This window comes from Kribbella steppae, assembly GCF_004342025.1.
GTDB lineage: Bacteria > Actinomycetota > Actinomycetes > Propionibacteriales > Kribbellaceae > Kribbella > Kribbella steppae.
In genome coordinates this window covers 166,802-180,267 of record NZ_SLWN01000008.1, presented here as the reverse complement: position 1 = coordinate 180,267, position 13,466 = coordinate 166,802, and the positions used below count along the sequence as shown (strand labels likewise).

General features: G+C 67.0%; 9 protein-coding genes. 4 read left to right on the top strand and 5 right to left on the bottom strand.

Going from position 1 to position 13,466, the window contains the following annotated elements:
- Nucleotides 1-121: 121 nt before the first annotated feature.
- From EV652_RS24140 to EV652_RS24125, 4 genes are all read right to left on the bottom strand, one after another.
- Entirely contained in the window at nt 122-859 is a 738-nt protein-coding gene (locus EV652_RS24140) for a VOC family protein (protein WP_132211486.1), read from the bottom strand.
- Between the two features lie 36 nt (nt 860-895).
- Complete coding sequence (locus tag EV652_RS24135; RefSeq protein WP_132211485.1) at nt 896-1,726, bottom strand: DUF72 domain-containing protein; 831 nt, start codon at nt 1,724-1,726, stop codon at nt 896-898.
- A 73-nt stretch (nt 1,727-1,799) separates the two neighbouring features.
- The gene (locus EV652_RS24130) at nt 1,800-2,879 is read right to left on the bottom strand and encodes an inositol-3-phosphate synthase (protein ID WP_132211484.1); all 1,080 of its coding nucleotides are present in this window, start codon (nt 2,877-2,879) and stop codon (nt 1,800-1,802) included.
- A complete protein-coding gene (locus tag EV652_RS24125) occupies nt 2,876-3,460 on the bottom strand; it encodes a PadR family transcriptional regulator (RefSeq protein ID WP_132211483.1) in 585 nt (194 codons plus the stop codon). Before EV652_RS24125 ends, EV652_RS24130 begins: the two co-directional genes overlap by 4 nt.
- 215 nt (nt 3,461-3,675) lie before the next feature.
- Here EV652_RS24125 and EV652_RS24120 point away from each other — a divergent pair, with 215 nt between their 5' ends.
- The 4 genes from EV652_RS24120 to EV652_RS24105 all read left to right on the top strand — a co-directional run bounded on the left by EV652_RS24120 (nt 3,676) and on the right by EV652_RS24105 (nt 9,208).
- Nucleotides 3,676-5,178, top strand: coding sequence for a short-chain fatty acid transporter (locus EV652_RS24120; protein WP_242001960.1), 1,503 nt, complete (start codon nt 3,676-3,678; stop codon nt 5,176-5,178).
- Between the two features lie 162 nt (nt 5,179-5,340).
- The gene (locus EV652_RS24115; protein WP_132211482.1) at nt 5,341-7,563 is read left to right on the top strand and encodes a transglycosylase domain-containing protein; all 2,223 of its coding nucleotides are present in this window, start codon (nt 5,341-5,343) and stop codon (nt 7,561-7,563) included.
- 203 nt (nt 7,564-7,766) lie between these two features.
- Complete coding sequence (locus tag EV652_RS24110) at nt 7,767-8,864, top strand: mannosyltransferase family protein (RefSeq protein WP_242001959.1); 1,098 nt, start codon at nt 7,767-7,769, stop codon at nt 8,862-8,864.
- A 47-nt stretch (nt 8,865-8,911) separates the two neighbouring features.
- Complete coding sequence (locus tag EV652_RS24105; protein ID WP_132211480.1) at nt 8,912-9,208, top strand: hypothetical protein; 297 nt, start codon at nt 8,912-8,914, stop codon at nt 9,206-9,208.
- 199 nt (nt 9,209-9,407) lie between these two features.
- Here the strand turns inward: EV652_RS24105 and EV652_RS24100 are convergent, their stop codons facing one another.
- Nucleotides 9,408-13,358, bottom strand: coding sequence for a GH92 family glycosyl hydrolase (locus EV652_RS24100; RefSeq protein ID WP_242001958.1), 3,951 nt, complete (start codon nt 13,356-13,358; stop codon nt 9,408-9,410).
- Nucleotides 13,359-13,466: the final 108 nt, after the last annotated feature.

Sequence of the window (13,466 nt, the reverse complement as noted above, 5' to 3'; positions counted from 1 at the left end):
TGTCCTCCCGAGGTGTGATCTCGGCGGAGAACATATGGAGATTCGCCCTCGTCCGGACGACGAGTTGCCCAGCTGTGGAAAACCCCGGAACAGCTAGGGCGGCTAGGGCCGAGGCTCTGCGTCAGCCCGGGGTGAGGACGCAGAACTCGTTGCCCTCTGAGTCGGCGAGGCACTTCCATGGCACGTCGCCCTGGCCGACGTCGGCGTCAGTGGCGCCCAGAGCGCGCAGCCGGGCCACCTCTGCCGATTGATCGTCACCGGGGTACGGCATCAGGTCCAGATGGACACGGTTCCAGAAGGTCTGCACGTCGGGCGTGCGAATGAACTCCAGGTACGGCCCGACACCCTTGGCCGACCGCAGCCTCGCATGATCGTCGGTCACCTCGTGCACGGTCCAGTCCATCGCCTCGCCCCAGAACCGCGCCATGGCCCGCGGATCCGCACAGTTCACCACCACCGCGGCAATCGGCCCGGTGTCCCGGTAGATCTCCCGAGGCTCCAGCACGCAGAACACATTGCCCTCCGGGTCAGCCAGGACCGTCCACGGCACCTCACCCTGACCCACATCGGCGGGCGTCGCACCGAGCTCCTCCAGGCGCGCGACCAACTCGGCCTGATGGGCCTGGGAGGTGGTGGCGAGATCGAGGTGCACGCGGTACTTCACCGTTTCGGGGTCCGGGACGGCGACGACATCGACGCAGACGGCGGAAGGGCCCGGCCAGACGAAGCCCACGGGCTCAACGTTGGTCACCCCGGGTCCCTCGCTGGAAACACCCCAGCCGAGCGCGTCCGCCCAGAACCGACCGAGCGCCGAGTCATCCCGAGCCTTGAAATTCACCTGAACAAGTCGCAGCGCCATGCGGCCCGACCCTATGCCCGACAAGGGCGACGCGCCCTAGAACAGCGTGGGAGGGTCGACCTCGACGGGCTCAGGGAGTGGGGCCAACGCAGGCACGCGTGAGCGGACGTCGGAGTGGAACCGGCGGGCGAGCCCGAGCGCCTCGACGTTGTCCGGTGTGTGCAGGAAGACGGTGGGCGAGCGACCCTCGCCAAGCCAGTTCACGACCGAGTCGACGAGGTAGGCCCACCCGTCCACGGTCTGCTGTACGTCGTCCCGGCCGATGTAGCGGACGATCGGATGCGCGGTCAGCGCGCGAGTACGTCGTACCACTCGGGGCTTCTTCATCCAGGCATCACGTTCGGCAAGGCTCGTCGGTCGATGCTGGAAGAGCGTGACTGTGTCGAAGGGGACCCACTCCGCGTCGACCCTGGCCAGGACCCGCTCGAGCAACTCGGCCGTCCGCGGCTCGTCGAAGAACGCGGGGTGGCGGACTTCGACGGCGTACCGATAGCCGCGCGGTGCCTGGTGGAGGAATGCGGCGAGACTGCCGAGGTCGGTCGGTGAGAACGAGGCGGGCAGCTGGATCCACAACGCGTGGTTGCGGTCGGCCAGTGGTTCGATCGCGGAGAGGAAGGCGCGAAGTTCCACCTCCACCCCACTCAACCGACGCTCGTGGCTGATGAGCTGCGGGAGCTTCACCACGAAGCGGAAGTCGGCTGGAGTCTGCGCCGCCCAGCCGGCGACAGTGGTCTGGGAGGGAGTGGCATAGAAGGTCGTGTTGCTCTCGACCGCGTTGCACCACGACGCGTACGAGCGGAGCTTCTCCCGGGACGGCTGCGGCCAGGCGGCATGCGTCCACTGCGCACACCCCACATGCAGTCGCATGACGACAAACCTATAAAACAGTCCCGCAGCCGGCCGAAACCGACTGCGGGACCATCAAGCGGCTGTCAACAGATCAGCGCTCGACCTCGCCGCGGATGAACTTCTCCACCAGGTCGCGGCAGACGTCGTCGGCGTACTGCTCCGGCGGCGACTTCATGAAGTACGACGACGCCGACAGGATCGGGCCGCCGACGCCACGGTCCTTGGCGATCTTCGCGGCCCGGATGGCGTCGATGATGATGCCGGCCGAGTTCGGCGAGTCCCAGACCTCGAGCTTGTACTCCAGCGACAGCGGGACGTCGCCGAAGTTGCGGCCCTCGAGCCGGATGAACGCCCACTTGCGGTCGTCCAGCCAGGCCACGTAGTCGGACGGGCCGATGTGCACGTTGCGCTCGTCGATCTCGTCGCGCAGCTGGGAGGTGACGGACTGGGTCTTGCTGATCTTCTTGGACTCCAGCCGCTCCCGCTCGAGCATGTTCTTGAAGTCCATGTTGCCGCCGACGTTCAGCTGGTAGGTCCGGTCGACGGTGACGCCGCGGTCCTCGAACAGCTTGGTCAGCACCCGGTGCGTGATGGTCGCGCCGATCTGCGACTTGATGTCGTCACCGACGATCGGCACGCCGGCCGCGGTGAACTTGTCGGCCCACTCCTTGGTGCCGGCGATGAACACCGGCAGCGCGTTCACGAACGCGACACCCGCGTCGATCGCGCACTGGGCGTAGAACTTCGCCGCCTGCTCCGAACCCACCGGCAGGTAGCAGACCAGGACGTCGACCTGCGCCTCACGCAGCGTGGAGACCACGTCGACCGGCTCGGCGTCGGACTCGGTGATGGTCTCGCGGTAGTACTTGCCGAGGCCGTCGAGGGTGTGACCGCGCTGCACGGTGATACCGCTCGGCGGCACGTCGCAGATCTTGATCGTGTTGTTCTCGCTGGCGCCGATCGCGTCGGCGAGGTCCAGGCCGACCTTCTTGCCGTCGACGTCGAAGGCGGCGACGAACTGCACGTCCCGGACGTGGTAGTCGCCGAACTGGACGTGCATCAGGCCGGGTACGCGTTCGTCGGGCTTCGCGTCCCGGTAGTAGTGCACGCCCTGGACGAGCGAGCTGGCGCAGTTGCCGACGCCGACGATCGCTACGCGGATCGAGGTCATCTGGGATCTCCTTGGGTAGGCGGTTGATGCTGGTCAGGGGGCCGCTGTTGCCGCCGCTCGCCGTCGATCAGTTCGTTCAGCCAGCGGACCTCGCGCTCGGCCGACTCCAGGCCGTGCCGTTGCAGCTCGAGGGTGTAGGCGTCCATCCGCTCCGCGGTCCGGCTCATCGCTGCCCGGAAGTTGGCCAGCCGCTCCTCCATCCGGGCCCGACGGCCCTCGAGGATGCGCAACCGGGTGGCCGGATCGGTCCGGCCGAAGAACGAGAACCGGACGCCGAACGTGTCGTCCTCCCACGCCGACGGACCTGCGTCGTGCATCGCGTGCGCGAAGAAGTCCTTGCCGTCGGCAGTGATCGTGTAGACGATCTTGGGCCTGCGACCGGACTCCGGCGTACCGGAGTCGGCCGTGATCAGGCCGTTGCGGAGCATCGCCTTCAGACACGGGTAGAGCGAACCGAACGACAGCACGCGTCCCCAGCCGAACTGGGCGTTGACGCGCTTGCGGAGCTCGTAGCCGTGCATCGGCGCTTCATGCAGCAGACCGAGTACGGCGAGCTCCAGGACCCCACTGCGGTTTCCCATGACCCACCTCCCTCGGTCTAGTTTGTCATGACCTGATGTATCGGTTCGATACATCGTGCCGCCACTGTAAGCAGACCGGGGAGCTGTGGACAAGACCTAACAAAGTCGCCGTATGTCACCTTGCTCCCGCGGACGCGCCAGGAAACCTGTTACGTCAGTCGCCGTGCTGCGTTAATCAGTCGACACGCAGAGTCGTGGTCCAAGAGCGGAGGGTCATGGCAGTACTCATGCCGCGCGACACCCATGGGAAGCACGCGAAGCACGGTGCTGACGGTGACGGCCCGCTGGCCCGGATCGCGCTGCGGTTCACCGCGTTCACCGAGAAGTGGTTGCCCGACGCGTTCGGGTTCGTCCTGGTCGGCACCTTCGTGGTGCTGGTCTTCGGACTCGTCACCGGTGAACCGCTGCTGAAACGCCCGGACGACCCGGCCGCGACCAAGGGCTTCGGCCTGGTCGATGCCTGGGGCATCGGTTTCTGGTCGCTGATCACCTTCACCCTGCAGATGGCGATGATCATCATCGGTGGGTACGCCGTTGCGACGAGTCGGCCGGTCGCCCGGCTGATCGCGCGGTTGGCGCGCATCCCCAAGACGCCGCGGGCCGCCGTCGCCTTTGTGGCCGCGGTCGCGATGCTGGCGTCGTACCTGAACTGGGCCTTCAGTCTGGTGTTCGCCGCGATCCTGGCGCGTGAGGTGGCCCGCAACGTGCCGAAGGCGGACTACCGCGCGTTGGGCGCGATGGCGTTCCTCGGTCTGGGCACTGTGTGGGCGCAAGGCCTGTCGGGCTCGGCCGCGTTGCAGGTCGCCAGTGCGAGCAGTAGCCCGGCGCCGGTGCAGGAGGTCATCATGGCCGGCGGTCACGCCAGTGGGCTGATCCCACTCAGCGACACCATCTTCACCTGGCAGGCGCTCGTCGCCACGCTCCTCGTGTACGTCGTGGGCTTAGTGATGGCCTGGTTCGTCGCACCGGGTGAGGACAACTCGAAGACCGCAGAACACCTCGGCATCGAGCTACGGCCGCTCATCGGCCGCGGCTCGGCGTACAACGGCCGGCGTGAGGAAGGTGAGACGCGTAGACCGGGGGACTGGATCGAGCACTCGCCGCTGTTCAGTCTGCTGATCGTCCTGCTCGGCGTGGTGTATCTGGTCCGCTACTTCAGCGGGAAGAGCTTCTTCAACGCGCTCGACCTGAACACGGTCAACCTGATCCTGTTCCTGCTCGCGTTGCTGTTGCACTGGCGGCCGTGGCGGATGGCCCGGGCCGTGCGCGACGGTGCTCCGGCGGTGGCCGGCGTACTGCTGCAGTTCCCGTTGTACGGCGGCATCTTCGGGATGATCGCGTACACCGGTATCTCCGCCCGGCTGGCCGGATGGTTGGTGCAGGCAAGCAACCAGTTCCTGTTCCCGCCGCTGGTGGCGATCTACTCGTGCATCCTCGGCATCTTCGTGCCCAGTGGCGGCAGCAAGTGGGTGATCGAGGCGCCGTATGTGCTGCAGGCCGCCAACGAGCTGAAGGTGGACGCGGGCTGGATGGTGGTCGTCTACGACCTGGGCGAGGCCGGCGCGAACCTGCTGCAGCCGTTCTGGATGCTGCCGACGCTGGCCATCCTCGGGCTCAAGGCGCGCGACATCATGGGCTACACGTTCACGATGTTCCTCGCCTGCTTCCCGGCCGCCCTGATCGCCGTGACATTGCTCGCACCCCACCTCACGGGGTAATCGCTTGCCGACCCCCTGGGAAAGATCTGGGTAAGGCTAGTTCCAGGCGAATCGCGGGGTGACCGGCCGACTTGTTAGCATCCGGAGCGGATTCGGGGCCGTTACCACACCCACCGTAGTCTGTGGGGCAATGACTTCCGCGAGATCGTCGAGGATTGCACAGTGAGTGAAGCTCGTAGAAAGGCCGTACCCGTCCGGCGCAAGAAGCACTGGGCGCTCCGGGTCCTCGGCTGGCTCCTCGCTCTGTTCTTCGTCGGGGTGATCGGCGCGGTCGCCACCTTCTTCATCGTCTACCAGACGACCGAGATCCCGGACACGAACAAGCAGTTCCAGACCAACACCACCACGGTGTACTTCGCCGACGGCAAGAACGAGATCGGCCAGCTCTACGATCAGAACCGCCGGTCGGTGCCGCTGGCACAGATCCCGAAGCACGTCCAGGACTCGGTGATCGCGGCCGAGGACCGGACGTTCTGGACCAACCCGGGGATCTCGCCGTCCGGTATGGCCCGGGCGGCCTTCAACATCGCCCAGGGTGAGCAGCTCCAGGGCGGTTCGACGCTGACCCAGCAGTACGTGAAGATCATGTACCTGACCCAGGAGCGAACGGCGGCCCGGAAGTTCAAGGAACTGTTCATCGCCACCAAGCTGAGCCGGTCCGAGGACAAGCAGAAGATCCTGGAGGGCTACCTCAACACCATCTACTACGGTGAGGGTGCCTACGGCATCGCGGCCGCTGGTGATGCGTACTTCCAGGTCCCGAATCCGAAGGACCTGTCCGTTCCGCAGGCCGCGCTGCTCGCCACGGTGCTGAACAACCCGACCGTCTTCGACCCCGACGACACCTCCGCGGCGACCAAGACGCGAATCCTCGGGCGGTATCAGTACGTCCTGGACGGCATGCGTCAGATGGGGACGATCACGGACGCGCAGTACGCCCAGTACAGCAAGGCCCCTCCGCCGCTGAAGAAGAAGGCCAGGAGCAGCCGGTTCAAGGGGTCGAAGGGCTTCCTGCTGGACATGGTCCGCAAGGAGCTGGTCAAGCAGGGGTTCACCGACGACGAGATCGTCGGCGGCGGCCTCAAGGTCTACACGACGATCGACCGGAACCTGCAGAACGCGGCCAACAAGGCGGTCTTCAACAAGAAGCAGCCCGGTAGCGCGAAGGACCTGCACATCGGCCTCGCCTCGGTTCGTCCGCAGACCGGTGAGTTGGTCGCGGTGGTCGGCGGACCGGACTACCTGACGAGTCAGATCAACTGGGCGACGGCCAAGGCCAGACCCGGTTCGGCCTTCAAGCCGTTCGCGGTGGCGGCGGCGCTGAAGGACGGGAAGACGCTCGAGGACACGTTCGAGGGCAACGGGCCGATCGAGATCCGCGGCGGCAAGTACGACAACGAGTTCGGCGAGAACTACGGCCGGGTGAGCCTGCTGTCCGCGACCGAGCAGTCGGTCAACACCGCGTTCTACGACCTGGTCGACCAGCAGATGGAGGACGGTCCGGAGAAGGTCAGCGATATGGCCGAGGCCGCGGGCATTCCGACCATCCCGAAGGCGGACCGGGACGCGCCTGCCCTGGTGCTCGGCCCGAACGCCTACGCGTCGCCGGTCGATATGGCGGGTGCCTACTCGGTCTTCGCGAACGAGGGCAAGCGGACCCCGGTGCACATCATCAAGGAAGTCCGCGACCTGAAGAACGTGGTCAAGTTCTCGGCCAAGACGAAGTACAAGCAGGTGCCGGCCATCGATGCCGACATCGCCAACACGACGAGCTACGCGCTGCAGCAGGTCGTGGAGGACCGCAAGGGCACCGGCCGCAAGGCGCAGGCGATCGACCGGCCGGCCGCCGGCAAGACCGGCACCGCGGGTGGTATGTCCATCGACCACCGCCGGGCGAACGCCAAGTGCAAGTGCGAGAAGTTCGAGGAAGGCGACGACACCCTGACCTCGTGGTGGGTCGGGTACACGCCACAGCTGTCGACGGCCGTGCTCTACCGCGCCGGCAAGGAGGGTGAGTCCGACCTCGACGACTACACCGAGGAGAACGCCTTCTTCGGTGGTGACTATCCGGCGCAGACCTGGGTCGACTTCATGAAGCCTGCGCTCGACGGCCAGCCGGTGGAGGACTTCCCCGAGCCGTCCGACGACAACATGGGTACGCCGACGCCGACGATCACGCCGTCGAAGACTCCGTCGCAGACGCCGACCCCGACGCAGACGCCGACCCAGACCCCCACGCAGACGCCGTCGCAGAAGCCGACCAGGACACCACCGACGAGGACCAAGCCGACCAAGCCGAGCTCACCAGGCTGGCCGTCCTTGCCCACCGGGGCCCCGACAACTGAACCAAGTCAGACGCCGGAGACACCCGGCGGCGGGCAATAGCTTTGACCGGCGGCACCCACCCGGGTGCCGCCGGTTGCTTTTGGCATGGGGCACCATGGGGGGCGTGAGTTGGCCTCGGGTGGGTTCGGTGAGCGGCGGGTGCGCCGGTGTTTGAGCGGACGGCTGCTGAGGAACCCACGCCTGGAAAGGCCAAGCGGGCTCGGGTTGACGGAGCGCGCCTGCAGCGGTGGATGCCGAGTGCGATGACGCGGGAGGTGCTCGGGTGGTGGTTGGTCACCCGGGCCGGGTTGTTCCTGTTGTCGATCTCGGCGCCGTTGCTGTTCAACCGGGGGAGCGACTACCCGAACGTCTGGCGGGCCTGGTTGCAGTGGGACGTCTGGCACCTGAAGGCGGTCGCGGAGTTCGGGTACGCCAACGGTGAGCCGTCCGGGGCACCGCTGGCGGCGTTCTTCCCCGGGTTCCCGGCGCTCGTCCGCGTCGTCAGCTGGACCGGGATCGGATACGTTGCCGCGGGCATCGTCGTGTCGGCGGTCGCCAGTGCTGTCGCCGGGGTGTACCTCGCGCGACTGGCGCAGTACGAGTTCCCGCAACTCAAGAACTTCGGCCCCAACGCCGCGGTGGTCTGGTTCACCGCGCCGGTCGGTGTCTTCCTGGCCGCCGGCTACACCGAGGCGCTGTTCTGCGCGTTCGCGTTCCCGGCCTGGCTGGCCGCGCGGCAGGGCCGGTGGGCACGGGCCGCGGTCCTGGTCGCGCTGGCGTCGACCGTGCGGGTGTCCGGGATCTTCCTCGCGTTCGCGCTGATCGTGGAGTTCGTCACCTCGAAGAAGCGGGACTGGCTGTCGCTGCCGTGGCTGGCGCTGCCGGCCGTCCCGGTGCTCGGCTTCATGGCCTACCTGAAGCAGATCCACGGCTCCTGGTTCGCCTGGCAGGCCGCCCAGGAGAAGGGCTGGGCGCGCGAGTTCACCTGGCCGTGGGTCTCGATCCAGCACACGATCGATGCCGCCACCAAGGGCCATTTCGCCGCCGACCGCAGCGACTGGACCTGGATGTTCCGGGCCGAGCTGGTCGCGCTGGTGATCGGCATACTCCTGCTCGCCTGGCTGTTCTGGCGCCGATCCTGGGGTGAGGCCGCCTGGGTGGCTGCCACCATCGGCGCGTTCTGTACGTCGTTCTGGATCTACTCGCTGACCCGCGCGACCCTGCTCTGGTGGCCGCTCTGGATCGGCCTCGCGGTCCTCGTCCAGCGAAAACCATGGCTCGGCCGCCTCTACCTGGCCGTAGCCATACCCCTCGCCGCGATCTGGGCGGCAGGATTCTTCACCGGCCGCTGGACCGGCTGAGTAGTTTTGCTCAGGTACGGCGTCCGCCGCGCGCTTAGCGTGATCGTATGGACACCCGGTTGTTCGGTAGGAGTCTGCTCCAGGCGGCGCTGACCGGCCTGGCCGCGGCGCTCGCGTACGACGTGATGGTCCGGACCGGCGCGCCGCTGTGTGCCCCCTCGGCGGAGCATTGCGTGGCCGACCTGTTGGGCGTGCTGTTCACCGTGCAGCTCGGTGGTCTGGCGATGGCGCTCGCGCTGCCCGTGTTCGCCCGGCGAGCCGGTCTCGGCTGGGTGCCGACCGTGGCGGCGGGTACGGCGCTGGTGGCACTGAATCTCGCCTGGTTCGCGGTCGTCACCAGCTGATCGTGTCCGGCATGTGGACTCTTTGGCACCCCAGGCAACGTCTCGGACGACTCGGACGTCGATAAGGGTGAAGGGGTGGCAGTCCGGGCGGGGACCGCCACCCCTCCTCATCTCTTCCGGCGGAACCTTTCAGGGGCAGGCTCCGCCGGAGAAACGTCCAGCGGGGGCGGTGGCCTGAGGCCGCCGCCCCCGCTGACTGTTACCCGTAGTTCCGGTCGATCGACTGCGACGGCGTCGGGCTGGGCTTGGTCTCGGCCACCCGCTTGTCCGTCGGGTGCGTCCCGGCCTCGACACCCTTCAGCGTCCCGAGCAGCTCGATCTCGGACAGCGTCACGCCGTCGGTCCCAGCGGGCGTCAGTACCAGCCGGTACTGCGTGTAGGCCCTCGGCGAGGCGATGCTGAAGGACCGGGTGTACGACGCCCAGGCCCACTTCTCGCCGGTACGGCGGTCAACCGGGGACCACGTCGTACCGTCGTTCGACCCCTCCAGCACCCACGCCGACGGTGCAGCACCGGTGGTGCCACTGGTCAGCGTGTACATCCCGACCGGCCGGCCCTGCGGCAGCGCCACCGTGATCGTCGGGTTCGCCCCGGTCAGCGTGACCTGGGTCTTCGCGTCGTCGTCGGTCAGCGCGGTCACGTCCTGACCACCGGCGCCGACCACCGCACCCTCGTCCGAGGTCGAGTCCTGCCACGTCTTCGGGTCCTCGCCCGGGGTGGTGATCGACGGCGGCGCGTCGTTACGGCCGGTGCCCCATGACGACGGCTGGTCGGTCATCTCGAACTCGATCTTGCCGCCGCTCGCGATCAGGTTGTGCGGCAGCGCGGTCGAGGTCCACTTCTTCCCGTTCACCCGGACGCTCTTGACGTAGACGTTCCGCGCACTGTTGGCCGGTGCACTGATCACCAGCTTCTTGCCGCCGGGCAGCCGCACTGTCGCCTTGGTGAACAGCGGCGAGCCGATCGCGTACGTCGGCGAGCCCATCTGCAGCGGGTAGAACCCGAGCATGCTGAACAGGTACCACGCGGACATCTCCCCGTTGTCCTCGTCACCGGGGTACCCCTGCCCGATCTCCGAGCCCAGGTAGAGCCGCGACAACGACTCGCGCACCAGCGCCTGCGTCTTCCACGGCTGACCCGCGAAGTCGTACATGTACGTGATGTGGTGCGACGGCTGGTTGCTGTGCCCGTACTGACCCATCCGTACGTCGCGCGCCTCGAGCATCTCGTGGATCGTGCCGCCGTACCCGCCGGTGTGCAGCGCGTCCTCCGGCGTACTGAAGAACTCGTCGAGCTTCTTGGCCAGGCCGTCGCGGCCGCCGTAGATGGCGGCCAGGCCGGCGCCGTCCTGCGGGGTCGAGAACGCCATGTTCCACGCGTTCGTCTCGGTGTAGTCGTGACCCCAGTCGCGCGGGTCGAAGGTGCTGGGCGAGTAGCCCCAGACACCGTCGGGGTCCTTGCCCTGGAAGAAGTCGATCGCCGGGTCGAACAGCGTCACGTAGTTGCGGGCCCGGTTCAGGTAGTACTTGTAGTTGTCCAGGTACTCCTGCTTGCGCGGGTCGTTCTTCTTCGCAGTGTCGTACAGCTGCTTCGACATGTTCGCGATGCCGAAGTCGTTGATGTAGCCGTCCATCGACCAGCTGAAGCCCTCACCGGTGGTGTTGGCCGTGTAGCCGTTGAAGGTGGACAGGTCGAGGCCCTTGCGGCCGACGTTCTGCGACGGTGGTACGACGGCCGCGTTCTTCAGCGCGGCGTCGTACGTCGCCTGGACGTCAATCCCCTTGATGCCCTTCAGGTAGGCGTCGGCGAAGGCGACGTCGGAGCTGGTGCCGACCATCAGGTTCGCGTAGCCCGGGGACGACCAGCGGGAGATCCAGCCGCCGTCCTTGTACTGCTGGACGAACCCGTTCACCAGGTCGGCGGCCGAGTCCTGGGCGAACAGCGAGTACGCCGGCCACACGGTGCGATAGGTGTCCCAGAAGCCGTTGTTCACGTAGGTCTGGCCGGCCACGATCTTCGAGCCGGTCGTGGTCGGGGTGTCCGTACCGACCTTCGGTGACGTCGGTGAGGCGTACTTGATGACCGGCTTGGACGACGTCCCGGTGTTCTCCGAGCCGTTGTTCGGGTAGAGGAACAGCCGGTAGAGGTTCGAGTAGAGCGTGCTGAGCTGGTCGGCCGTCGCGCCCTCGACCTCGATGGTGCGCAGCTTCGCGTCCCACTGCTCCTGGGCCGCGTCCTTGACCTTGCCGAACTTCGACCCGGCCGGGAGCTCGAGCTCCAGGTTCTTCTTCGCCTGTGCGGTGCCGATCAGCGAGGTTGCCATCCGCAGCTGGACCTGGGTCTCCTTCGGGTCGAAGGAGAAGTAGCCGCCGACATTCGCGCCGCCGCCGTTCGACAGTTTGCCGGAGGCAACCACCTTCTGGTCGACCACGCCGTACACGAAGAGCCGGCCGGCGCCGGTGGACAGGCCGCTCTTGACGTCGCTGAAACCGGTGACGACACCGGTCTCGGGATCCAAGGTCAGACCGCCGTTGTTGTTGACGTTGTCGAACACCAGCGACGGGTTGCCGGCCGGGAACGAGAACCGCAGTATCGCCGCGTGGTCGGTCGGCGCGATCTCGGCCGCGTTGCCGTTGTCGAAGGTGACGCCGTAGTAGTACGGCCGGGCGATCTCGTTGTCGTGGCTGAACGACCAGGCCCGCGCCTTCCGGTCAGCGGTCGGCGTCGCGGCTGTCGAAGGCATCACCTGGAAGGTCTGCCGGTCACCCATCCACGGGCTGGGCTCGTGGCTGATCGACAGCGCCTGCAGGGTCGGCTTGTTGGCCTCGTTGTTGCCCTTGGCGTAGTCGTACAGCCAGGACGTCGAGCCCGCGTTCGTGACCGGCGTCCAGAAGTTGAAGCCGTGCGGTACGGCGGTCGCCGGGAAGTTGTTGCCGCGGGAGAACCCACCGGTCGAGTTCGTACCGCGGGTGGTGAGGGCCAGGTCCGACGGGTGCTTGGCCGCGGTCTTCTGGGCGGCGCGATCGGGGTTGATCGCGGCGGCGATCCGGATGTCGTCGATCCAGCCGCGGAAGTCGGCCGGGCCGGACGGCTTGTCGTAGCCGACCAGGATCCGCTCGATCGTCTTGCCGGCGGCGACCTTCCCGAGGTCAGCGTCGATGTTGTTCCACTGGTTCGTGGACAGACCCTTGGTGTCGCCCTGGCCGCGCGGGCTGAGCTCGAAGCCGCGGTGGTCCTTGGCCTTCAAATCGCTCAGATACGTGCCGTCCGAGAACGCGAGGTCGAGTGCGGCGAAGGTGCTCGGGTAGCTGAGATCGCCTTCGGTGTGCTCGGGGAAGATCTTGTACGACAGCCGGGTGTCCTTGCCGACCAACAGAGCGACGTCGGCGATCTTGTTCCAGGTGTAGCCACGGCCCTCGGCCGTCTGATGACCGGCGTACCGGAACGACTTGACGCCGGTGAATCCGACCCGGGCGCGGGCGTTGTAGGCGCTGGTCGGGCCGGAGTCCAGCCGCGACTCCGCGGTCGGGCCGGGCGGCGGCAGCGGGGCGCCGTTGGACAGGTACCAGTCGGCGAGCTGGACGATGTTCTCACCGTGGTTCAGCGTGATGTCCAGCTTGAAGAACTTGTACGCCGTCTCGTTGGTGAAGCTGTACTCCTTGGTCTGGAACCGGGTCTCGAAGTTCTCGCCGGTCCGGGTGTCCAGCGTGGTCCATGTGGTCCCGTCGTTCGAGCCCTGCACGGTCCAGTTCTGCGGGTCGCGGCCGTCGGCGTCGTTGGCCGAGGTGAGCGCGTACTTGCGGATCACCACCGGGACCGAGGTCTCGTAGACCAGCCAGCCGGTCGGCTCGAACACCAGCCACTTGGTGAACTTGTCACCGTCGGCCACATTGGTGGCGATCTCGCCGCCACCGGTGTTCTCACCGTTCGCAGTCACCGTGGTGACCTTGTCCATCTCGCTGCCGCCGATGCCGGTCGGCGTCGGCCCGCGGACCCCTTCGGTGCGCGGTTTCCCGTCCGGGCCGGTCTCGACGGCATCGGTGTATCCGGGCTGCGGCTGCCCCGGCTCGAACGAGGTGAAGAACGACGAACCGCTCACCACCGGCTGCTCCGCTGTGGAGGCTGGTGGGACGGCATTCGCTGGCGTCATAGCAGAGGACATTGTCATAACCAGTCCGAGAGACGCGACGAGCCCCAGTGGGCGGCGGAGATTCATCTACGCTCCTTGCACGGCCGGACCGGCACACGGCCGCCGCCG

Excerpts from the sequence above, each read along its gene's own strand:
- EV652_RS24110 (WP_242001959.1), top strand. The coding sequence starts at position 7,767 with ATGACGCGGGAGGTGCTCGGGTGGTGGTTGGTCACCCGGGCCGGGTTG.
- EV652_RS24140 (WP_132211486.1), bottom strand. The coding sequence starts at position 859 with ATGGCGCTGCGACTTGTTCAGGTGAATTTCAAGGCTCGGGATGACTCG.
- EV652_RS24105 (WP_132211480.1), top strand. The coding sequence starts at position 8,912 with ATGGACACCCGGTTGTTCGGTAGGAGTCTGCTCCAGGCGGCGCTGACC.
- EV652_RS24120 (WP_242001960.1), top strand. The coding sequence starts at position 3,676 with ATGGCAGTACTCATGCCGCGCGACACCCATGGGAAGCACGCGAAGCAC.
- EV652_RS24135 (WP_132211485.1), bottom strand. The coding sequence starts at position 1,726 with ATGCGACTGCATGTGGGGTGTGCGCAGTGGACGCATGCCGCCTGGCCG.
- EV652_RS24125 (WP_132211483.1), bottom strand. The coding sequence starts at position 3,460 with ATGGGAAACCGCAGTGGGGTCCTGGAGCTCGCCGTACTCGGTCTGCTG.
- EV652_RS24100 (WP_242001958.1), bottom strand. The coding sequence starts at position 13,358 with ATGACGCCAGCGAATGCCGTCCCACCAGCCTCCACAGCGGAGCAGCCG.
- EV652_RS24130 (WP_132211484.1), bottom strand. The coding sequence starts at position 2,879 with ATGACCTCGATCCGCGTAGCGATCGTCGGCGTCGGCAACTGCGCCAGC.